Source organism: Pseudomonas sp. P4_C8, assembly GCF_056401975.1.
The window spans coordinates 73,850-94,751 of the sequence record NZ_JBFUIH010000002.1 but is presented as its reverse complement, the minus strand read 5'-3'; the positions used below and the strand labels follow the sequence as shown (position 1 = coordinate 94,751).

The 20,902-nt window shown below is 58.5% G+C and carries 17 protein-coding genes; 9 read left to right on the top strand and 8 right to left on the bottom strand.

Going from position 1 to position 20,902, the window contains the following annotated elements:
- Positions 1 to 53: 53 nt before the first annotated feature.
- Positions 54 to 3,902 carry a sensor domain-containing protein gene (locus AC1DWM_RS01635; protein WP_223520472.1) on the bottom strand — a complete coding sequence of 1,283 codons (3,849 nt, stop codon included), beginning with the start codon at positions 3,900 to 3,902 and terminating at the stop codon, positions 54 to 56.
- Positions 3,903 to 4,407: 505 nt separating this feature from the next.
- Between AC1DWM_RS01635 and ettA the strand changes: the two genes are divergently transcribed.
- A complete protein-coding gene (gene ettA / locus AC1DWM_RS01630) occupies positions 4,408 to 6,072 on the top strand; it encodes an energy-dependent translational throttle protein EttA (protein WP_223520471.1) in 1,665 nt (554 codons plus the stop codon).
- 165 nt (positions 6,073 to 6,237) lie between these two features.
- On the opposite strand, the gene AC1DWM_RS01625 is transcribed toward ettA, so the two are convergent.
- The 3 genes from AC1DWM_RS01625 to AC1DWM_RS01615 form a co-directional block, all read right to left on the bottom strand.
- Positions 6,238 to 6,732: a GreA/GreB family elongation factor gene (locus tag AC1DWM_RS01625; protein WP_223520469.1), complete on the bottom strand. Its 495-nt coding sequence runs from the start codon at positions 6,730 to 6,732 to the stop codon at positions 6,238 to 6,240.
- A 144-nt stretch (positions 6,733 to 6,876) separates the two neighbouring features.
- Entirely contained in the window at positions 6,877 to 8,730 is a 1,854-nt protein-coding gene (locus AC1DWM_RS01620; RefSeq protein WP_477794491.1) for an Lnb N-terminal periplasmic domain-containing protein, read from the bottom strand.
- A 92-nt stretch (positions 8,731 to 8,822) separates the two neighbouring features.
- A complete protein-coding gene (locus AC1DWM_RS01615) occupies positions 8,823 to 9,311 on the bottom strand; it encodes a DUF3015 domain-containing protein (RefSeq protein ID WP_477794490.1) in 489 nt (162 codons plus the stop codon).
- A gap of 279 nt (positions 9,312 to 9,590) precedes the next feature.
- Here AC1DWM_RS01615 and AC1DWM_RS01610 point away from each other — a divergent pair, with 279 nt between their 5' ends.
- Complete coding sequence (locus tag AC1DWM_RS01610; RefSeq protein WP_477794489.1) at positions 9,591 to 12,029, top strand: Lon protease family protein; 2,439 nt, start codon at positions 9,591 to 9,593, stop codon at positions 12,027 to 12,029.
- A 323-nt stretch (positions 12,030 to 12,352) separates the two neighbouring features.
- The gene (locus AC1DWM_RS01605) at positions 12,353 to 12,694 is read left to right on the top strand and encodes a PA4575 family protein (protein WP_223515467.1); all 342 of its coding nucleotides are present in this window, start codon (positions 12,353 to 12,355) and stop codon (positions 12,692 to 12,694) included.
- A gap of 5 nt (positions 12,695 to 12,699) precedes the next feature.
- Here AC1DWM_RS01605 and AC1DWM_RS01600 read toward each other — a convergent pair whose 3' ends face one another.
- Positions 12,700 to 14,529 carry a hypothetical protein gene (locus AC1DWM_RS01600; protein ID WP_477794488.1) on the bottom strand — a complete coding sequence of 610 codons (1,830 nt, stop codon included), beginning with the start codon at positions 14,527 to 14,529 and terminating at the stop codon, positions 12,700 to 12,702.
- A gap of 181 nt (positions 14,530 to 14,710) precedes the next feature.
- On the opposite strand from AC1DWM_RS01600, the gene AC1DWM_RS01595 reads away from it, so the two are divergent.
- From AC1DWM_RS01595 to AC1DWM_RS01585, 3 genes are all read left to right on the top strand, one after another.
- The gene (locus AC1DWM_RS01595; protein ID WP_027924206.1) at positions 14,711 to 15,199 is read left to right on the top strand and encodes a TIGR00645 family protein; all 489 of its coding nucleotides are present in this window, start codon (positions 14,711 to 14,713) and stop codon (positions 15,197 to 15,199) included.
- Positions 15,200 to 15,411: 212 nt separating this feature from the next.
- Positions 15,412 to 15,723, top strand: a complete 312-nt coding sequence (locus tag AC1DWM_RS01590) for a DUF6482 family protein (RefSeq protein WP_223515487.1) — start codon at positions 15,412 to 15,414, stop codon at positions 15,721 to 15,723.
- Between the two features lie 121 nt (positions 15,724 to 15,844).
- The gene (locus tag AC1DWM_RS01585; protein ID WP_477794487.1) at positions 15,845 to 16,462 is read left to right on the top strand and encodes an FKBP-type peptidyl-prolyl cis-trans isomerase; all 618 of its coding nucleotides are present in this window, start codon (positions 15,845 to 15,847) and stop codon (positions 16,460 to 16,462) included.
- A gap of 108 nt (positions 16,463 to 16,570) precedes the next feature.
- Here AC1DWM_RS01585 and AC1DWM_RS01580 read toward each other — a convergent pair whose 3' ends face one another.
- The 3 genes from AC1DWM_RS01580 to AC1DWM_RS01570 form a co-directional block, all read right to left on the bottom strand.
- The gene (locus AC1DWM_RS01580; RefSeq protein WP_477794486.1) at positions 16,571 to 16,828 is read right to left on the bottom strand and encodes a PA4570 family protein; all 258 of its coding nucleotides are present in this window, start codon (positions 16,826 to 16,828) and stop codon (positions 16,571 to 16,573) included.
- 206 nt (positions 16,829 to 17,034) lie between these two features.
- Positions 17,035 to 17,376, bottom strand: coding sequence for a zinc ribbon domain-containing protein YjdM (locus tag AC1DWM_RS01575; protein WP_046028563.1), 342 nt, complete (start codon positions 17,374 to 17,376; stop codon positions 17,035 to 17,037).
- 207 nt (positions 17,377 to 17,583) lie between these two features.
- Positions 17,584 to 18,552 (bottom strand): polyprenyl synthetase family protein, encoded by a 969-nt coding sequence (locus tag AC1DWM_RS01570; RefSeq protein WP_223515496.1) that lies wholly within the window; start codon positions 18,550 to 18,552, stop codon positions 17,584 to 17,586.
- Positions 18,553 to 18,792: 240 nt separating this feature from the next.
- Here AC1DWM_RS01570 and rplU point away from each other — a divergent pair, with 240 nt between their 5' ends.
- The 3 genes from rplU (at position 18,793) to cgtA (ending at position 20,834) form a co-directional block, all read left to right on the top strand.
- Positions 18,793 to 19,107, top strand: a complete 315-nt coding sequence (rplU, locus tag AC1DWM_RS01565) for a 50S ribosomal protein L21 (RefSeq protein ID WP_003176051.1) — start codon at positions 18,793 to 18,795, stop codon at positions 19,105 to 19,107.
- 34 nt (positions 19,108 to 19,141) lie between these two features.
- A complete protein-coding gene (gene rpmA / locus AC1DWM_RS01560; protein WP_007943982.1) occupies positions 19,142 to 19,417 on the top strand; it encodes a 50S ribosomal protein L27 in 276 nt (91 codons plus the stop codon).
- A gap of 193 nt (positions 19,418 to 19,610) precedes the next feature.
- Entirely contained in the window at positions 19,611 to 20,834 is a 1,224-nt protein-coding gene (cgtA, locus tag AC1DWM_RS01555) for an Obg family GTPase CgtA (RefSeq protein WP_008037904.1), read from the top strand.
- Positions 20,835 to 20,902: the final 68 nt, after the last annotated feature.

Genomic DNA, 20,902 nt, shown 5'->3' with positions numbered 1-20,902 from the left:
AAAATGTGGGAGCGAGCCTGCTCGCGAAGGGGCCATCTGCCCCACTGAAAGAATCAGTCGAACATGAACAGCGCATCATTGCTGAACTGCGCTTCAAACTGGCCGGGTGGCATCGGCCGGCCGAACAGATAGCCCTGAACCTCATCACAACCATGTTCACGCAGGAAGTCCAGTTGCTCGTGGGTTTCCACGCCCTCGGCGATCACCGCCAGATTCAGGCTGTGAGCCATGGCGATGATCGCCCGGGCAATTTGCGCATCCTGTTCACCGGACGGCAGGCCATCGACAAACGTACGGTCGATTTTCAGCACGTCGATCGGGAATTGCTTGAGGTAGTTGAGCGATGAATAACCAGTGCCGAAGTCGTCGACCGCGATGCTCAGGCCGAGGTTTTTCAACCCGGCGAGAATCTGCATCGCCTCGCTGACTTCGCGCATCAGGATACTTTCGGTCAGCTCCAGCTCCAGGCACGCCGGCGGCAGGCCGGTTTCCTTGAGGATGGTGGCGATTCGCGTGCCCAACTGGCCGTCCGAGAACTGCCGAGCCGAAATGTTCACCGAAACCTTCGGCACACGGACCTTCGTCTGGTGCCAGGTCTTGAGCTGACGGCACGCTTCGCTGATCACCCAGTCACCGACATCCACCACCAAGCCGAGCTCTTCGAGTACCGGTATGAAGTCCCCCGGCGGCACCAGCCCGCGTCGCGGATGACGCCAGCGCAGCAAAGCTTCGGCACCAGTCAATCGTTTGCCATCGCCGCTGAACTGCGGTTGGTAATACAGCACGAATTCGTTCTGTTCGAGGGCATGGCGAAGGTCGCTTTCCAGCTCCAGACGTTCCAGGGCGCTGGCGTTCATGTCCGCCTGATAAAACTGGAAGTTGTTCTTGCCGCGTTCCTTGGCGTGGTACATCGCGGTGTCGGCGTTCTTCATCAACTGGCTGAGTTCGTTGCCGTCTTGCGGGCTCAGGGCGATCCCGATGCTGGCCGTGACGAAGAACTCGCGGCCTTCCAGCACAAAGGGTTTCACCAGGCTGGCGAGAATCTGTTCGGCCACATGAATCGCCCGATTCAGAGCGATTTCGCGGTTGACCCGTGGCTGCAGCAGCAAGGTAAATTCGTCGCCGCCCATGCGTGCCACGGTGTCGTCATCATCGACGCAGCCAAGCAGGCGCGTGGCCATTTCCTTGAGCATGCGGTCGCCGGCGGCGTGACCGAGGGAGTCGTTGATCGGCTTGAAACGGTCCAGGTCGAGGAACATCAACACCACCCAGGACTTCTGCCTTTCCGCCGATTGCAGCGCGGTGTGCAGGCGATCCTGAAACAGCGTGCGGTTGGGCAGATGGGTCAGGGCGTCGTAGTAGGCGAGGCGGTGAATCCGCTGTTCACTGGCTTTACGTTCACTGATGTCGCTGAAGAAGCACACGTAACTGGCCAGATCACCTTCATCGTCAAGCACGGCCGTGATGCCGACCCAGGCCGGGTAGTGTTCGCCGTTGCGTCGTCTGAGCCAGACTTCGCCTTCCCAGGTGCTGTGCTGATGAAGGTGCTTGAGCACGTAGCGCAGATGCGATTCCTGATGCTCGTCGACGGTCAGCATGTTCGGCAACTGGTCGAGCACTTGCTCCACGGCATACCCGCTGACGCGACTGAACGCTTCGTTGGCCTGAACGATGTAACCGGCCGGGTCGGTGATCAGAATGGCCGAGGTCGAGTGTTCAAACACCGTGGCTGCCATGCGCAGGTCTTTCTCGGCCCGGCGCTGCTGGCTGATGTCGCGACCGACACCGAGCACGCCTTCGAATGCGCCGTGTTCGTCCCAGACCAGCACCACCCGCAGCTCGATGGGAATCTTGCGCCCGTCGGCCCGCAGACAATCGAACAGAAACAATTGGGTCTGCACCTGGCTGCGCAACAGCGCCAGTTGCTCGGGTTTATCCAGCGCTTTGCCAACCCGATCCATCAGACTGAAGATGCCGGTCAGTTGCTGCGGGTTGGCAATGATCGATTGCCAGCCGTTCTGGAAGATCCACTCCGCGTCGTAACCGAGCACTGCCTGCACCGAAGGGCTGACGTAGTTGAGCGACAGCTTGCTGTTCGTAGAGAAAATCACGTCGCTGATGCTTTCGGCGAGCATCCGGTAACGCTGCTCGCTATCGCGCAACGACTCACTGGCTTCGATCTGATCGGTGATGTCCTTGGCCACACCAATAATGCGCGTGACCTGATTGTGCTTGTCCCGTGCCAAGGCTTGTTCGCGAATCTCGAACCGCCGCCATTGGCCATCACGGTGGCGGAAGCGCAGTTGGCACTGCATCAATTGGCTGTAACCACCCTGGCGCTGGATCTGGCGTGAGCGGTGGTAAAAATCGGCGTCTTCGGGGTGCAGCAGGATCTCCCAGAAATACTCACCCATTTGATGCAGTTCAGTGCGGTCGTAACCCAGGGTGTGCCCCAGGTGGTGGTTGCTGAAAATCATCCGCTGGCTGATCACGTCCTGCACATACAGGTGATCCGGCACGGTGCGCACCACATCGGACCAGAAGCTTTCACGTTCCAGCAGCGACAGCTCGATCAGTTTGCGGCTGGTGATGTCGGTGATGCTAAGGATCACGGCTTTATAGTCGTCCTGATCGACCGGCAGGTGCAGGACCAGCCACAAATGCTGATCGCGGTCATGGGCGTCCTGCAGTTTGATTTCCAGCTCAAGCTGCTTCTGCTGGTTGAACACCGCTTCGAGCACTTGATTGCCGATGGCGGTGCCGTCCAGCGGGTTGCCGTCGATCAGCAGGTTCCAGGCTTGATCGCAAGATTTGACGTTGAGCAGTTGCAGGGCAACCTGGTTGACCTCGGTGATGTGCAATTGCTGAAGCAGTTGCCGACGTTGTTCCGGGGAATCAAGCCAGGTTTGCAATTGTTCGCGGCTGTGCAGCTGAGCCTTGTCGAAAAAGTTCTTGAGCCCGGCCACGTCGAGTACGCAGAGGGCAACGCCGGTGCCTTCGAAAATGTCCTGATAACGTCGACGGCCCTCATTCAGTTGGCGTTGACGCCGGCGCATGTTCAGCAGCGCAATGAATGGCAGTAGAGAAAGCGCCAGGCCCAGCAGGCATTTGCCAATGAACGCCGGCAGCAGGTCTTCGAGCACGCGATGCCGATCAAACAACCCACGCAGTTGCCAGTCGCTGTTGCTCAAGGGAACGGTCAGCACACTGCTGGCCAGTTCATCCGGCGTCAGCACGGTTGGCTTGCTTGAGGGCAATGCATCATTGCGGCTGATGATCTGGCGATTGACCCGGTTTTCCACCAGCCACAGCGGGCGGATACCGGCTTCGTCTTGTTTGATCAGGCCTGAGAAAAAGGTCGGCGTCAGGCGCAGGGCCCAATAGCCTCGGGTGCTACCGCTGGCTTGATGCAACAGTAGATGCACCACCGAACCGTCATCGGCGTTGCTGAAGTAGTGCGCCTGGGCATGACTGCGCCGGACCAGTTCTCTCAGGTAATCGGCGTCCTGGTTGTCATCGGCGCTGTCGCTGAGGATTTTTCCGGAAGGGCTGAGCAACACCAGGCTGCGCAGCTCGGGCAATGACCGTTGCAGCTTGCGCAGCAGCGCCTGCTGTTCGTCGGCGCTTTGCGGTTGTTCGACGATCGGTAGCAGGTTGAGGGCGATCTGAGCGTTGAGCGCCATGTTCAGGCTGACTTGCGCGGCCAGATCGGCGGTGTAATCGATGGTGTATTGGCGTTGGCTTTTCTGGGTTTCGCGAAGCTGATCCAGCAACTGCCAGAACAGCAGGGCGAGCAGCAACAGGACGAGGGTGGCCAGTGTGCCCTTCAAGGTTCCGCGCAGGGGTGAGCCGGTCGCAGGACTGGGGGCGCTCACGGAAACGGGCGGAGTGGCATTAGACAAACTGAAATCCTGCGGTTTGGCTGGGCTGGCGCGACGTGCACTATAAGTCGCGCGCCCGAAGGGCGGCTAGCATGCCTTGAGTTGTGGCGAAGTGCCAGTCCCGCTCGGCTGGACTGCCTTCCGTCAATCAGGTAGCTTTGCCGGTTACGCGGGAGCGTTCCAGCTCTTAGGGGGCATTCTCAATTAGTTTCCGCGCCGCGCCGGGTCTGCTGTTGTGCAGGGCAAGGCGCGAGAAGCGTGGTTTGGTCATTCCAAATAAGCTTCGAGCAACGCAGCCCTGCACAACAGCAGGCCTTGGAAAGGGAACAACCATTCCCAGCGGCCTGCGCCTTGCCTGGCCCGCTTTAAGGCGACAACACGGCGCGGAAACTAATTGAGAACGCCCCCTAAACTCAGACTTTTTCAGCGCGCACGCATTGATCCCCATCAATCGGACGACGCGCACGGTCTGGTCGGGCTTCGCCTGCGCTCCAATCATTCATCTGTCACTGACCCAAGGTTCTCCATGGCTCAATACGTCTTCACCATGCATCGGCTGGGCAAAGTTGTTCCGCCGAAGCGGGAAATCCTGAAAAACATTTCTCTGTCGTTCTTCCCTGGCGCCAAGATCGGTGTACTCGGCCTCAACGGTTCGGGTAAGTCCACGCTGCTGAAAATCATGGCCGGCGTCGACACCGAGTTCGAGGGCGAGGCCCGCCCGATGCCAGAGCTGAACATCGGCTACCTGCCACAGGAACCGATCCTGGATCCGACCAAGACCGTGCGTGAAGTGGTCGAGGAAGCGGTCAGCGTGATCAAGAACGCCCAGGCACGCCTGGACGAGGTTTACGCGGCTTACGCTGAAGAAGATGCCGACTTCGACAAACTGGCGGCAGAACAGGCCAAGCTCGAAGCCATCCTGCAAGCCAGCGACGGTCACAACCTTGACCGCCAACTGGAAGTCGCCGCCGATGCGCTGCGTCTGCCGGCGTGGGACGCCAAGGTCGAATTTCTCTCTGGTGGTGAAAAGCGTCGTGTGGCCCTGTGCCGCCTGCTGCTGTCCGCCCCTGACATGTTGCTGCTCGACGAACCGACCAACCACCTGGACGCCGATTCCGTCGCCTGGCTGGAGCACTTCCTGCACGATTTCCCGGGCACCGTGGTTGCGATCACGCACGACCGTTACTTCCTGGACAACGTTGCCGGCTGGATTCTGGAACTCGACCGCGGCGCCGGTATTCCGTACGAGGGCAACTATTCGGGTTGGCTCGAAGCCAAGTCCGATCGTCTGGCGGCCGAATCCAAGCAGCAGTCGGCTCACGAAAAGGCCATGAAGGAAGAACTGGAGTGGGTGCGCAAAGGCGCCAAGGCCCGCCAGTCGAAATCCAAGGCTCGTCTGCAACGCTTCGAAGAAATGCAATCGCAGGAATTCCAGAAGCGCAGCGAAACCAACGAGATCTACATCCCGGCCGGTCCGCGCCTGGGCGACAAGGTCATCGAATTCAAGAACGTCACCAAGGGCTACGGCGATCGCGTGTTGATCGACAACCTGTCGTTCTCCATGCCTAAAGGCGCCATCGTTGGCGTGATCGGCGGTAACGGTGCCGGTAAATCGACCCTGTTCCGCATGTTGATGGGCAAGGAAACGCCGGACTCGGGCAGCATCGAAGTCGGCGAAACCGTGCAGTTGGCGTGTGTCGATCAGAGCCGCGAAGACCTGGATGGCAGCAAGACTGTATTCCAGCAAATCTCCGAAGGTTCGGATCAGATCCGCATTGGCAACTACGAGATCCCGTCGCGTACCTACGTCGGTCGCTTCAACTTCAAGGGCGGCGATCAGCAGAAGTTCGTCAAAGACCTGTCCGGTGGTGAGCGCGGTCGCTTGCACCTGGCGCTGACCCTGAAAGAGGGCGGCAACGTCCTGCTGCTCGACGAACCGTCCAACGACCTTGACGTTGAAACCCTGCGTTCTCTGGAAGAAGCCCTGCTGGACTTCCCGGGCGCCGCCATTGTGATCTCTCACGATCGGTGGTTCCTTGACCGCGTCGCGACGCACATCCTGGCGTACGAAGACGACTCGCAAGCGGTGTTCTTCGAAGGTAACTACAGCGAATACGAAGCCGATCGCCGCAAGCGTCTCGGCGAAGCGGCTACTCAGCCGCATCGTGTACGGCACAAAAAACTGGCCTGATCGGGGCTGGTTGCATGAAAAGCGGAGCCTTCGGGCTCCGTTTTTTTATGGGCGCTCAGTGATACCGTGGTGCGGCCATCGCTAGCAGGCTAGCTCCCACAGTGGATTTGTGTCGATCACATAACCCCTGTGGGAGCTAGCCTGCTAGCGATGGCGGCCAAAAGGTCACCCAATCTCTATATGCAAAACCTCAATCACCAAATCCCCCACCGGCCGCTTCCACACCACCTCATCCCCCACCTGCGCGCCCAGCAACGCCCGCCCCAACGGCGAGCCCCAATTGATCAACCCGCTGGCGGCATCCGCCTGATCCTCGCCCACCAACTGCACACGCTGCTCGCTGCCCTGTTCATCGGCAAAGGTCACCCAGGCGCCAATCTGTACCTTGTTGATCGAGGAGGCCGGCACGACCAACTGAGCGCTTTGCAGGCGCTGATTGAAATACCGCCAGTCACGCTCAAGATCAGCCTGGCGCTGTTTGTCGGCCAGTTCACCTTTCGCGCTCTGTTCATTGATCAGGTTTTGCACCTCGGCGACTTTCGCCTGCAATTGGGCCAGGCCCGTGGGCGTGACGTAATTGGGCTGCGCGCTGACCTGCCGTTCGACCGGCTGATCGGCTTGCGCGGCGGCGTTATCTTCGTTGACGAATGCCCGGCTCATGATTTTCTCCCGTTATAGGGTTTGGGCCATTTTGGCAGGTATGTAGGAGCACAGCTTGCTGGCGATGGCATCACCCGGTCTATCTGAATAACCGCATTGATGCCATCGCCAGCAAGCTGGGCTCCTACAGGTTACGCGGGGTGGTTAGTAGTGATACCACTTCACCTCAAGCATCACTTCGTTCTCGGGGGTGGCGAGGTGGCTGAATTCGCGCTGGGCGCTCAGGCGCAGGCCCAGGTTGCGTGATAGCTCCCACTGCTGATTCAGGCTGATGCTACGGCGCACTTCACCATTGCTGAAGAAATCGCCTTTGGTCTCCAGGCTGAAATAGCCCAGCGGGTTTTTCCACAGCACGCCGGTGTTGAAACCCGCCGCCGGGGCGATGAAACCGGCGAAGTCGTTATTGTGTTCAATGCGCGCGGTACCCAAGGCAAAACCGAGCATGTCGTCGCCCAGTTGCCAGGTACCGCCGCCTCCGCCATTGATGTGACTGACCAGGGTTTCGTCGTCATGTTTGCCCGGCACGCGTTCCAGGCCGCCAGTCACCTGCCATGACAACGGTTGCAGCAGCTCGCTGCGGGGGGTGAAGGAGCGAATCGTCGCCAGATCCAGCTGTTGAAACTGCCAGTGATTGTCTTCGTACTGGCGCAGTTTCATTTGCAGGATTTCAATTTGTGCGCCGAGCGGGAAGCTCTCGGCGTTGTCGTTGAGATCGTGATAGGCCATGCGCAGACCGTATTCGCCGAACGCCTTGTCACCCCGGGTGCCGACGCCGGCCTGCCAGGTGCGGGATTCATGACCGTCCTCGGGCAGGCCGGGTTGCGGGATGTCCAGTTCCGGTGCCGGGTTCTGGTTGATCGCCCGCAGCAATTCAAAACTGCGCTGAGCCTGCGCGGGGTCGCGTTCCTGGCCGTTGGCACGGTAGCGCTCCAGACGATAGGCCGCGTCGATGATCAGCGCCTGGCGATCCTTGGGTTGCGCCTTGAAAGCGGGTTCTTGCAACTGTTTCTGGTCAGCGCTGACTTTCAACACCCATTGCAGTTCATCAGGATTCAGCGGTTCGGCACGACTTAACAACTCACGCTCGCGGGACGGGCGATATTCAATCGATTCCACCAAACCGGCGGCTTTCACGGCTTTGACGGTGTCGGTAGGAATCGCTGTCAGCGGGAATTGCTCAGTCAGCCGCAGACTGGGCCGCGCCACTTGCAGCAATTCAAGCAAGCGATAGGAGCAGTTTTCGTCGAAGAAGAAATAGTCGAACCGGACCTGCTTCAGCTCCCAGACGTGCTCGACCATGCGTTCGGTTTCTGGCGGGGTCAGGTTCAGCCGGTACTCCCACAAGTCACGGTTCTCGAGGCTGCGGTATTCCGAGAGTTTTTCCTGATAGGGCACGAGCGAAAAAAGCCCCGGATAGCCACCCATCAAGCCTTTCCAGGCGAAGAGGATGCTGTTGTCCGAACCTTCGATGAAGGCGCCGAAGTTGATTGCGTAACTGAGCAGGGCCGTGTGGTCGCTTTGCACATCCGCTTGGTCAATGCGCAGCAACGTGTGGCCGAACATCGATGATGGACTGTTCAAGTAAGCCGCCGGGAAAATCATCACCGCACTGTGCGGCGAGACGTCCTTGAACCATTGCTTGAACTCAGTGCAGGCAAGCGTCGGCAGACCGGTCAGGTTGAGCTGCGCCTTCAGCCAGCGGGTACGGGCCGGATAGACACATTGGGCGTGTTGTTCGCCAGCACTGGCCGAGGCGTACAACGCTTGCACGGTGGCGGCCAGTTCACGGTCGGGGTGTTCGTTGCCGTCGGGCGCCAGGAAGAACGCCTTGTCGCTGATATAACTGCGCCAGCCGCCGAGCTTGGCGGTTTCGTAGTGTCCCAGAGAAATCCAGAAGGGGTCATTGGCCAATTGCTGCAAACGTTGAGGGTCGATGTGCGGCGCAGCAGACAGCGGGGCGCAGACACAGAGCGCCAGCCAGGCAAGGCGTTTGAGCATAGTGGGCAACTTAAGTCGAAAAAAACAAAGACCCAAAGAGGGGCGGGCCAAAAAAATAAATCCGCTCCCCGAAAGGAGCGGGCGGGTCGAGCTTAAGCTTGAGTGGCGTACTTGGCGAGACGCGGATCGTTCTTCAGAACGGCCAGGGTGTTGGTATGCACGTCTTCAGCGGTCACATCCGCCTTGCTGAAAATTTGCTGGAAATGCTCGTGAGTCACGGCGGCGAAATGCGCACGGTCTTCCGGTGCCACGCCCAGGACCACGGCGTAAGTGGTCAGCGCTTCGCCCTGACCTTTAGCCATGTCTTCGGACAGCTCGTTCATCATGCCATTCATGGCAAACCAGGATTTGCCACCGTAGGTCAGCGACGAATTCGTTGCGCAGCCGTTGGTGCCGGAGGTCATACCAAAGGTTGCGTTGCCGGATGTGCCGTTGGTGATGGAGGCCATGATGTGAGACGGGGTGCCACGCTGACCTGCGAACAGCATGTTGCCCCATCCGCAATCCGGGCCGCCTGGGGCTTGCGCCATGGCGTTGAGGGATACAACGGTGAAGAGAGTACCGAGAAGAATCCGTTTCATAGCAAAGTTCTCTTTGTGTGCATACCGATGGACAAGGGAGACTGGTGCCACTCTGGCGTCAGTTAGGCCGGTTATTGGTCCAGCCGCGCAGTTTGGAGTTTAGGCGCGATCCTGGGGTTCCGTGATTTTTTGCAAAACGCCCGCTGAAATCATTGATTTAGCCCCGGCCCGCCAGGGGATGGCAGTTTGTCTATGCTTTGGCTGGAGGTGCGCCTTGCAAGTGAGGTATGGGCAGCGCCAGAATGCCGCTATCTGCCCCGCCTGATGTAAGGAAGCCCGATGCCTGATCCTGTTGCTGCCAGCTTGCGTCTAGCGCCCGAAGCGCTGACCCGTCCGTTTTCCGCTGAACAGTTCAGCTTCTCTACCACCAATGATCTGGAGCCCTTCCGCGGTGTGCTTGGCCAGGAACGTGCGGTCGAAGCCTTGCAGTTCGGTGTGGCCATGCCACGCCCCGGTTACAACGTCTTTGTCATGGGTGAGCCAGGCACCGGCCGGTTCTCGTTCGTCAAACGTTACCTGAAAGCCGAAGGCAAGCGCCTGCAGACCCCGGCGGACTGGGTCTATGTCAACAATTTCGATGAACCGCGCGAGCCACGCGCCCTGGAATTGCCGTCTGGCACCGCGGGCGCTTTCATCGGCGATATCAATGGCTTGATCGACAACCTGCTGGCGACCTTTCCGGCGGTGTTTGAACACCCGTCCTACCAGCAGAAGAAAAGCGCCATCGACCGCGCCTTCAACCAACGCTACGACAAGGCGCTGGACGTCATCGAGCGTCTGGCCCTGGAAAAAGAAGTCGCCCTGTACCGCGACGCGAGCAACATCGCCTTTACCCCGATGAGCGAAGGCAAAGCGCTGGATGAAGCGGAATTCGCCCAGTTGCCGGAAGCCGATCGCGAACGTTTTCACGAGGACATTTCCGGCCTGGAAGAGCGTCTGAACGAAGAACTCGCCAGCCTGCCGCAATGGAAGCGTGAGTCGAGCAATCAACTGCGCCACCTCAACGAAGAAACCATCACGCTGGCGTTGCAGCCGTTGCTGTCGCCTTTGTCGGAGAAGTACGCCGAGAACGCAGCCGTGTGCGGTTACCTGCAGGCGATGCAGGTTTACCTGCTGAAAACGGTGGTCGAGCAACTGGTGGACGACAGCAAGACCGACGCGATTGCCCGCAAGCTGCTGGAAGAGCAATACGCACCGAGCCTGGTGGTCGGGCATTCGGCCAGCGGCGGTGCGCCGGTGGTGTTCGAACCGCACCCGACTTATGAAAACCTGTTTGGCCGCATTGAATACAGCACCGATCAGGGCGCGTTGTACACGACCTATCGGCAACTGCGACCGGGTGCCTTGCACCGGGCCAACGGCGGCTTTCTGATCCTTGAAGCGGAAAAAATGCTCAGCGAGCCGTTCGTCTGGGATGCGCTCAAGCGCGCCCTGCAATCGCGCAAGTTGAAAATGGAATCGCCATTGGGTGAACTGGGCCGTCTGGCCACCGTGACCCTGACGCCGCAACACATCCCGTTGCAGGTCAAAGTCGTCATCATCGGTGCTCGTCAGCTGTATTACACGCTGCAAGACCTCGATCCGGACTTCCAGGAGATGTTCCGCGTCCTGGTGGACTTCGACGAAGACATCCCGATGGTCGACGAGAGCCTAGAGCAGTTCGCCCAGTTGCTCAAAACCCGCACCTCCGAAGAAGGCATGGCCCCGTTGACGGCGGATGCCGTGGCGCGTCTGGCCACCTACAGCGCGCGCCTGGCCGAGCACCAGGAGCGTTTGTCGGCGCGAATCGGTGATCTGTTCCAGCTGGTCAGCGAAGCGGATTTCATTCGCCACCTGGCCGGTGATGAAATGACCGACGCGGGACACATCGAGCGTGCGCTCAAGGCCAAGGCGACCCGCACCGGACGCGTCTCGGCGCGGATTCTCGACGACATGCTGGCCGGGATTATCCTGATCGATACCGATGGCGCGGCCGTCGGCAAGTGCAACGGGCTGACGGTGCTGGAAGTCGGCGACTCGGCCTTCGGTGTGCCGGCTCGTATTTCCGCCACGGTGTATCCGGGCGGCAGTGGCATTGTCGACATCGAGCGTGAGGTCAACCTCGGGCAGCCGATTCACTCAAAAGGCGTGATGATCCTCACGGGGTACTTGGGCAGTCGTTACGCCCAGGAATTCCCGCTGGCCATTTCCGCGAGCATCGCCCTGGAGCAGTCCTACGGTTATGTCGATGGCGACAGTGCGTCGCTGGGCGAGGCCTGTACGCTGATTTCGGCCTTGTCGAAAACACCGCTCAAGCAGTGCTTTGCGATTACCGGTTCGATCAACCAGTTCGGCGAAGTGCAGGCGGTAGGCGGGGTCAACGAGAAGATCGAAGGCTTCTTCCGGCTCTGCGAAGCGCGCGGGCTGACCGGTCAGCAAGGGGCGATCATTCCGCAAGCGAACGTTGCCACGTTGATGCTCGACGAGAAGGTCTTGGCGGCGGTGCGCGCGGGGCAGTTCCATGTTTACGCGGTGCGTCAGGCGGACGAGGCCTTGAGCCTGTTGGTCGGCGAGCCTGCCGGTGCGCCGGATGAGAATGGCGAGTTTCCGGAAGGCAGCGTCAATGCGCGGGTGGTGGAACGATTGCGCGTGATCGCGGAAATGATCAGCGAAGAAGATCTCAAGGAAGCCGAGAAAGAGATGGCGCAAGAGGCGTTGGCAGAAACAAAACCGGCCTGACGCAAACAATTAAGCGGATCACACGGATCCACTGTAGGAGCGAGCTTGCTCGCGAAGAGGGAGTGTCAGTTGACATCATTGTTGCCTGACACACCGCTATCGCGAGCAGGCTCACTCCCACATTTGTATCGGGTGCAGCATGAAAAAGTGCCATCACTCTGACGTCAAGCTTCACACAATGACCATTCGGCGCCTTCTGGTCTCGCCTGACGTACGGTGCGGACTTTTCTTCTATTCTCTGCTCAAGGATATCGACAGTAATCACTGGATCGAGACAGTTCCTATGTGGGGGCTGAATACCAGATCTACCGAGGGTCGCCGCCATGTCGCGCAACCTCTGCCTCACCCGTCAATGCCTGGGCCTTGTAACCCGTATCGAGTGTGCCATCCGCCCTCTGGCGGGAGATACGGGCATGTGGACCTTGCTCTTCGCCGCCGGGATGGCCGGCGAGCAGCCCTCGGCCATCAAGGCGCAAGGCCCGTTTCATGGTCCTATCGTGGCTGAATCAATCCTCGACACCATCGTTGAAAGCCTGACCCTGCACGGCTACGAACTGGCCGACGATCCACAAATCTGGTGCCTGCACCTGCAAGCCCAACTGCGGGAAATCAACGGTGGCCGTTGCCGCAATCTCGGTGGCTTCGAGTACCGGCCCGATCACTGAGCGGGTTATTGATCAAGTTCACTTGGATCAGCCTTGGACAGTTGGACCTCGAAACCATATTGCACGGTGGTGAGTTCGGTGCGCTGATAGCTTTCCAGGTGTGTCGGCTGACCATAAAAGTAATGCACCTCGAATAACGCCGGGCCTTCGGCGCTTGCGTGATGCGTGACCGCAAGAATCTCTTTCAGATAGTTCCCGCTGTCGTCCTTGGCAAAAAATCGCCAGTCCTGCGCAGGGAACAGCTTTAAATCCACCACCAGCGCATTGCCTTTGAGCTCCAGGCCCTTGGGCAATTTCCGGGTGTCGAGCGTCTGCTTCTCGATCGTGGCCAGAAACAACGGCATGGAGCCCACGGCGTACRCTGGCGTTTGTGGAAACAGGTTCAGGTCGTAAGTGATCGTGCCGCGTAGAGGGTCAACCTGATACGCCTGCGATGGCAGTTCGATTGGCTCATCGCGTTTGCCGCTACTGTCCGCGGTAAAAAAACTGAGCGGGCTATCGCCGGGGCTGAAGGTGCTGCCGAGCAACTCGTCATTGAAGCTTCTGGGGTGATCGAATTCGATGCGCGCGGCGCTCGGGTCCTCCACGGACTGAATGACGTTGATGCTTTTTTTCAGCTGTTCCTCACTCAGTGTCGCGCCCTTGAGCCAGTTCGGCGTCTGATCGTCATACACCACCACCGGTAAGCTCAGCGGCGGGATGGTTTTTCCCGTGGTGTGCGGGTCGAAGCGGCGTATCGGCAGGTTGAGGTCTTTGCGGGTTATGGTGGCAGCCGAGAAGTCCAACAGGCTGACCTCAAGGGTCTCGATCGGCCCGTTGAAGTACACCTTGGAATAATGCTGTCCCTGCTGCTGCTCGAACGTGCGCTGTTCTTCATTGAGCTGTTGTTCGAACGCGTCGCTCCAGGCCTTCTGCTGCTGCATTTTCGCCAGTTGTTTTTGATAGAAAGCAATTTGCGTGGCGGTTTCGTTGATCGAGCCTGCGCGCGAGAGGAACTGCCCTGTGGTGTCTTTGGCCTGAACAATCAGTGGGATCAACCGGGTTTCAGCGACTTCGGGGGGCAGTGGGGCGTTGTTGCTGTATTCAATTTCGGCGTAGTTCTTTTCTAGCTTCAACAGGGTGACGCTGAGGTTGTCGTTGGTGCGCGTCTGTCCGACATCCTTTTTGGTCAGGTCGAAGCTGTAGAGCCGGCGTGGCGCGATCACTTCGACTTTGCCTTGCACGCTCACCGGTTGCGGCTGGTTTTTTTTGTCCACATCCAGGCCGTTGATGAAGGGGTAGGTCACCGTCAGGTCATCGGGGCTGGTCAGGTTGGAACTCGATGGGCTGAACTGAATACCGGGATCGGTTTCCGACCATTCGGGCTGGAAGGGGATGACCCGTTTGTTGTTCAGTGTCACCGATTGCCATTCCAGACCATGGGGGAAAAGGAACGCCGCCGGAATACTGAAGTTGAAGGGGAATACCGGTTGCAGATCTGTCAGGTAATCGGAACTTGAATCCTTGTGCAGCACGAACAGGCCATTGATGTAGGTGTCGACCAGAGCCTGGGGCGTAGGGTAGTGCTTGAGCACGGCGAGGGCGTCTTCGCCGTATTCGGTTTCCACCGGTTTACTGTCGAGCTTGAGTTGCGCACGTTCGAGCAACAAGAGTGAGCCGCCGAGTTCAGAGACCGCGTCCTTGAGCTTCGGGTCCTGGATCTGATCCAGCGATTGCTCGAACTGTGCGGTTTTTTCCTCGAGGCTGACCTGACGCTTGTCCTCGCTTGGCGAGCAGCCGCTCATCAGCAGGATCAGGCAAATGCCGGTACTCGTTAAAGGCAATCGCACATCCATTTTCCAGTCTTCCTGTCCGACATCGCTGAGCAGTCAATAGTCTGGACACTAGCAGAAAAACTTTGTGGCACACGCGCAGGTAGCGGATTTTTCGACGGTTTCTGGCTGCTTCTGGCTGCTTCTGGGTGTAGACAGGTGGCTGGTATACTCGCGGCCATTTTCAACCCACGTGTGAGATTCAATGGAACGCTTTATCGAAAATGCAATGTACGCCTCCCGCTGGCTGCTGGCGCCGATCTACTTCGGGCTATCCCTTGGTCTGCTGGCGCTGGCGCTGAAGTTCTTCCAGGAGGTTTTCCACGTTATCCCTAACGTTTTCTCGATGGCAGAATCGGATCTGATTCTGGTGCTGCTGTCGCTGATCGACATGGCGCTGGTGGGCGGTTTGCTGGTGATGGTGATGATTTCCGGTTACGAGAACTTCGTCTCTGAACTGGACATCGATGACCACAAGGAAAAGCTCAACTGGCTGGGCACCATGGATTCATCTTCTCTGAAGATGAAAGTGGCCGCTTCCATTGTGGCGATTTCCTCTATCCACCTGCTGCGGATCTTCATGGACGCCAAGAACGTTGATCCTGAGCATTTGAAGTGGTACGTGATCATTCACATGACGTTCGTCGTGTCGGCGTTTGCCATGGGCTATCTGGACAAGCTGACCAAGCACTGATTCGTACACCCCCCCTGTAGGAGCCTGGCTTGCCAGCGATGGCATCACCGCGGTTTATCGTCAGACCAAGTTGATGCCATCGCTGGCAAGCCAGGCTCGTACAAGGGTATTTGGTCGAACCGGACAGGTGGTGTGATTACTGGCTTGTACTTTGATTCGCCGAGGCCTATCCCTGTAAGTAGTCTTGGCTCGCCACTGTATGAGGTGCATTCATGAACCTTGTTGAACTACGCGCTTATGCCATCGCAGGGAAGGTCGATGAGTTGAATCTGATCTCCATGGAAGGCGGGATCTACCTGCTGGAGGCGCGTATGCATGGTGTCGCGTATCCGCTGAGTGATGCTCACGACCATATGTTTCAACTGCGCTCGGTCGAGCATGCTCGTGAAGTGTTGCATGACTTTCCTTCCTTACCCTTCAACCTTGTTCACGCCTCGGTTCATGATGAAATGTGCGGGCAGGGTGCGAACGTGGGGGAAAGCCTGAAGGTGCCGATAGCCTTCCGTTCTGCCTGGCATCTCTGAAGGCTCTCATCAACGCAATGACATCTGTGCTAGTCTGCTGGCCCTTTTGGTTCCGGGCGCTCCGGGATGCGCTGTGCGAGCACGGCGAGTTCCTGAGCCGTCCGCACAGCGGAGCAATGTCATGTCCGAAGTAAATCTGTCCACCGACGAAACCCGCGTCAGCTACGGTATTGGCCGTCAGCTGGGCGACCAGCTGCGCGACAACCCGCCACCGGGCGTTAGCCTGGACGCGATCCTGGCTGGCCTGACTGACGCCTTCACCGGCAAAGAAAGCCGTGTTGGCCAGGAAGAAATGTCCGCGAGCTTCAAGGTGATCCGCGAAATCATGCAAGCCGAAGCTGCTGCCAAAGCTCAAGCCGCTGCTGGCGAAGGCCTGGCTTTCCTGGCTGAAAACGCCAAGCGTGACGGCATCACCACCCTGGCTTCCGGCCTGCAATTTGAAGTGCTGACTGCCGGCGAAGGCGCCAAGCCAACCCGTGAAGATCAAGTGCGCACTCACTACCACGGCACCATGATCGACGGCACTGTGTTCGACAGCTCCTACGAGCGCGGCGAGCCGGCAGAATTCCCGGTTGGCGGCGTGATCGCTGGCTGGACCGAAGCCCTGCAACTGATGAACGCCGGCAGCAAATGGCGTCTGTACGTGCCGAGCGAACTGGCTTACGGCGCTCAAGGCGTTGGCAGCATTCCGCCGCACAGCGTACTGGTATTCGACGTCGAACTGCTCGACGTTCTGTAATACCCATGTGGGAGCGAGCCTGCTCGCGATGCGGTCAACTCGGTTTTCCTGTGAAACCGCGGTGATGCTATCGCGAGCAGGCTCGCTCCCACAGTTCTTTGTGCTGTCTCATATTTCGATCTTGTGGTGCAGTTCACTCGATGGGCGCAACGCCCGGGCGTAGCAGAACAGAAACAGATTACGCACCAGTTCCTTGAGCACCACCGGCTCGCTGGAACTCAAGTCGCTGACGTCCAGATCCCCCTGATCCTGCAGCTCGCTCAAGGCTTCTTCTTCAAGCACCGCACAGACTTCCCCGGTTTCCCGATGCAGGATCCTGAGGTAAGGGTGTGGGCGGTCCAGCCAGGCATCGATCAAATAAGTCATGTCTTATCTCCATTGAATGGGTTTCAATGAGAATAATTCTTATTCATCAAATAGCAAGGGCCTATTGGCGCTTTGTGCTTTTTTCCGGGTAAAGCTTGCGTCAGGTCAAAACGGCTGGCGTTTGGATATTGCGCGTGTAGGCGGGATAAAGCGGGAAGAGGGCGAAGCACCATCCCACGCAAGGCGTGGGATGGAATACAGCCAGTTCAGACTTTTCTGACGAACTCGGATTTGAGTTTCATCGGGCCGATGCCGTCGATCTTGCAGTCGATGTCGTGATCGCCATCGCACAAGCGGATGTTCTTGACCTTGGTGCCGACCTTGACCACCAGCGACGTGCCTTTGACCTTCAGGTCCTTGATCACGGTGATGGTATCGCCGTCCTGCAGGACATTGCCTACCGAATCCTTTTTCACGGTGTCATCGGACGCCACGTCGGCTTCGCCGCTGGCAGACCATTCGTGCGCACACTCGGGGCAGATCAGCTGTGCGCCGTCTTCATAGGTGTATTCGGAGTTGCATTTTGGGCAGGGTGGCAACGTGCTCACTAAAGCTCCTTGAATTCAGGATGGCTAAAAAGCGCACATTATATAGGGTTTTAGGCGGGAGAGGGGCGGGATGCTTGCCGGCGAACGCTGCGGTGCCGCTTTCCTGTAGGAGCCGGCTTGCCGGCGAACCAGGCGACGCGGTGTGTCTGAAACACCGCCTTCGCTGCGATGCGGCGACCCGACAAGCCAGCTCCTACAGAGGGCGTATCAATGGGTACGCGCGACCGCAAACTCACTCAGCTCAACCAATGCATCGCGATACTCACTGGCAGGCAGCGCGTCGAGGCATTTGATCGCACGAGCAACGTAATCACGGGCCAGTTGCGCGGTGTATTCCAGCGAGCCAGAGGCTTCTACCGCTTCGCGGATGCTTTCCAGGTCTTCGATACCGCCTTTCTGGATCGCCTTGCGCACCAGGGCTGCCTGTTCCGGCGTGCCTTCGCGCATGGTGTAGATCAGCGGCAGGGTCGGCTTGCCTTCGGCCAGATCGTCACCGACGTTCTTGCCCAGGGTTTCGGCATCGCCTTTGTAGTCCAGCAGGTCGTCGACCAGTTGGAAGGCCACGCCCAAATGATCGCCAAAGGTGCGCAGGGCTTCAGCCTGTTCCGCAGGGGCTTCGCAAAGAGCGGCGGCACTGTGGGTCGAAGCTTCGAAGAGCATCGCGGTCTTGCCGCGGATGACTTCCATGTAGGTTTCTTCAGTGGTGCTGGCGTCACGGACCTTTGACAGCTGCAACACTTCGCCTTCAGCGATGATGCGGGTCGCTTGCGAAAGGATCTTCATGACCGGCATGGAGCCCAGTTCGACCATCATTTCGAAGGAGCGCGAATAGAGGAAGTCGCCGACCAGCACGCTCGGTGCGTTGCCCCACATGGCGTTGGCGGTCGAGCGGCCACGGCGCATGCCGGACATGTCGACCACATCGTCGTGCAGCAGGGTGGCGGTGTGCAGGAACTCGATGGTCGCAGCCAGCAGGCGCAGGTCGTCGCCTTCGCGGCCCAGCGCCTTGCCACACAGCAACACCAATAAAGGGCGCAGGCGTTTACCGCCCGCCGAGGTAATGTAATCGCCGATTTTCGATACCAGCGGCACTCGGGAAGTCAGCTGCTTCTTGATGATGCCGTCGACGGCGCTAAAATCGTCCGCCACCGCGCGGTAGAAAGCTTGGGGTTGCATCAGCGACAGTTGCTCCAGAAGGGTTGCGCGGCATGCTAGGACCCACGTCGGCGAGTGTCAAGGCGCGATGGACGGCCTCTTGCATCGCCCCGGTAGCTTGCGTACAATCGCGCACCCTGAACTTCCTGGGCAGCACCTGCCTTACGCAATTGCAAACCGGCCTTCCAGCCATATGCAGCCATGCCAGCCAATACCTCTTCTTATAAAGAGCTGGGTGAGCAGGATTATCGGAGAAATACCATGTCGTACGCAGTAATTGTTACTGGTGGCAAGCAATACAAGGTCGCCCCAGGTGAATACCTGAAGATCGAAAAACTGGAAATCGCTACCGGCGAATCCGTTACTTTTGATCGCGTTCTGTTGGTCGCCAATGGCGATGACGTGAACATCGGCGCTCCAGTTGTTGCTGGCGCTACCGTTGTGGCTGAAGTGATCTCCCAAGGTCGTCACGATAAAGTCCGCATCATCAAGTTCCGTCGTCGTAAGCACCACATGAAGCGTATGGGCCACCGCCAGTGGTACACCGAGATCAAAATCACCGGTATTCAGGCTTAATTTCAGCCTAATTCCTCACTAGGAGAATTGACTCATGGCACACAAAAAAGCTGGTGGTAGTACCCGTAACGGTCGCGACTCAGAAGCCAAACGCCTTGGCGTGAAGATGTATGGCGGCCAGGTTATCATTCCGGGCAACATCATCGTGCGTCAGCGCGGCACCCAATTCCACGCCGGTTACGGTGTTGGCATGGGTAAAGATCACACTCTGTTCGCTAAAATCGACGGCGTGATCAAGTTTGAAGTAAAAGGCGCTTTCAACCGCCGTTACGTAAGCATTGTCCCGAAGACTGACGTCGTCGCGGCATAATTACGTGGTTGCTGGAAAAGCCCTGTCTTGCGACGGGGCTTTTTCGTTTGTGGGGTGAGTCTCTTGCAAAGCTGTTTGTGATGGGCTCCAGCGCAGGTTTTGCGGTCGTTGATTGAGGTCGCTGCGCTCATTTTTGCAAGAGTCTTATGTCTAGATTTTTTCGGCTCGTCCGTATGGCGAGAGGCGTTTTGTTATGAAGTTTGTTGATGAAGTATCGATTCGAGTAAAGGCCGGTGACGGCGGCAACGGTTGCATGAGCTTCCGTCGCGAAAAATTCATTGAAAACGGCGGCCCGAACGGCGGTGACGGTGGTGATGGCGGCTCGGTCTACATGATCGCCGACGAAAACCTCAACACCCTGGTCGACTACCGTTACACCCGTCACTTCGATGCCGAGCGCGGTTCCAACGGTGGCAGCACCGACTGCACCGGCAAGAAAGGTGAAGAGTTGGTGCTGCGCGTACCGGTCGGCACCACCGTCATCGATGCGGCCACTCAGGAAGTGATCGGCGACCTGACCAAGGCTGGTCAGAAGCTGTTGGTGGCTCACGGCGGCTGGCACGGTCTGGGTAACACCCGTTTCAAATCCAGTACCAACCGCGCTCCGCGTCAGACCACTCCGGGTAAGCCGGGTGAGGCGCGTGACCTCAAGCTGGAAATGAAAGTGCTGGCTGACGTCGGTCTGCTGGGCTTGCCGAACGCCGGTAAAAGTACCTTTATCCGCTCGGTATCGGCCGCCAAGCCGAAAGTCGCCGACTACCCGTTCACCACCTTGGTGCCGAACCTGGGTGTGGTCAGCGTCGATCGCTGGAAGAGCTTCGTGGTCGCGGACATTCCGGGCCTGATCGAAGGTGCTTCCGATGGCGCCGGCCTGGGGATTCGTTTCCTCAAGCACTTGTCGCGTACCCGCTTGCTGCTGCACCTCGTGGACATGGCGCCGCTGGATGACACCAGCGCACCGGATGCTGCTGAAGTGATCGTCAGCGAGCTGACCAAGTTCAGCCCGTCCCTGGCTGAGCGTGATCGTTGGTTGGTGCTGAACAAGTGCGACCAGATCCTTGAAGAAGAGCACGACGCTCGCGTCAAGGAAATCGTTGATCGTCTGGAGTGGACCGGTCCGGTCTACGTCATCTCGGCTATCTCCAAGCTCGGTACCGAGCGTCTGTGCCACGACATCATGCGTTACATGGAAGATCGTGCTGATCGCCTGGCTAACGACCCGGCTTACAAGGAAGAGTTGGCCGAACTCGATCAGCGCATCGAAGACGAAGCCCGTGCTCAGCTGCAGGCCCTGGATGACCAGCGTGCCCTGCGTCGCAGCGGCGTCAAGTCGGTCCATGACATCGGCGACGATGATTGGGACGAGGAAGATGTGGATGACGAAGACGGTCCAGAAATCATTTACGTGCGTGACTGATTCTGTAGGGGTGGGGGGACGCCCAGTCCTTGCCCGCGATGGCGGTTTATCTGTCTGATCGCGGTGTT

Bases quoted from the DNA above. Each gene is read 5' to 3' on its own strand.
- ettA (WP_223520471.1), top strand. From the start codon at position 4,408: ATGGCTCAATACGTCTTCACCATGCATCGGCTGGGCAAAGTTGTTCCG.
- AC1DWM_RS01625 (WP_223520469.1), bottom strand. From the start codon at position 6,732: ATGAGCCGGGCATTCGTCAACGAAGATAACGCCGCCGCGCAAGCCGAT.
- AC1DWM_RS01620 (WP_477794491.1), bottom strand. From the start codon at position 8,730: ATGCTCAAACGCCTTGCCTGGCTGGCGCTCTGTGTCTGCGCCCCGCTG.
- AC1DWM_RS01615 (WP_477794490.1), bottom strand. From the start codon at position 9,311: ATGAAACGGATTCTTCTCGGTACTCTCTTCACCGTTGTATCCCTCAAC.
- AC1DWM_RS01610 (WP_477794489.1), top strand. From the start codon at position 9,591: ATGCCTGATCCTGTTGCTGCCAGCTTGCGTCTAGCGCCCGAAGCGCTG.
- AC1DWM_RS01605 (WP_223515467.1), top strand. From the start codon at position 12,353: ATGTCGCGCAACCTCTGCCTCACCCGTCAATGCCTGGGCCTTGTAACC.
- AC1DWM_RS01595 (WP_027924206.1), top strand. From the start codon at position 14,711: ATGGAACGCTTTATCGAAAATGCAATGTACGCCTCCCGCTGGCTGCTG.
- AC1DWM_RS01590 (WP_223515487.1), top strand. From the start codon at position 15,412: ATGAACCTTGTTGAACTACGCGCTTATGCCATCGCAGGGAAGGTCGAT.
- AC1DWM_RS01585 (WP_477794487.1), top strand. From the start codon at position 15,845: ATGTCCGAAGTAAATCTGTCCACCGACGAAACCCGCGTCAGCTACGGT.
- AC1DWM_RS01580 (WP_477794486.1), bottom strand. From the start codon at position 16,828: ATGACTTATTTGATCGATGCCTGGCTGGACCGCCCACACCCTTACCTC.
- AC1DWM_RS01570 (WP_223515496.1), bottom strand. From the start codon at position 18,552: ATGCAACCCCAAGCTTTCTACCGCGCGGTGGCGGACGATTTTAGCGCC.
- rplU (WP_003176051.1), top strand. From the start codon at position 18,793: ATGTCGTACGCAGTAATTGTTACTGGTGGCAAGCAATACAAGGTCGCC.
- rpmA (WP_007943982.1), top strand. From the start codon at position 19,142: ATGGCACACAAAAAAGCTGGTGGTAGTACCCGTAACGGTCGCGACTCA.
- cgtA (WP_008037904.1), top strand. From the start codon at position 19,611: ATGAAGTTTGTTGATGAAGTATCGATTCGAGTAAAGGCCGGTGACGGC.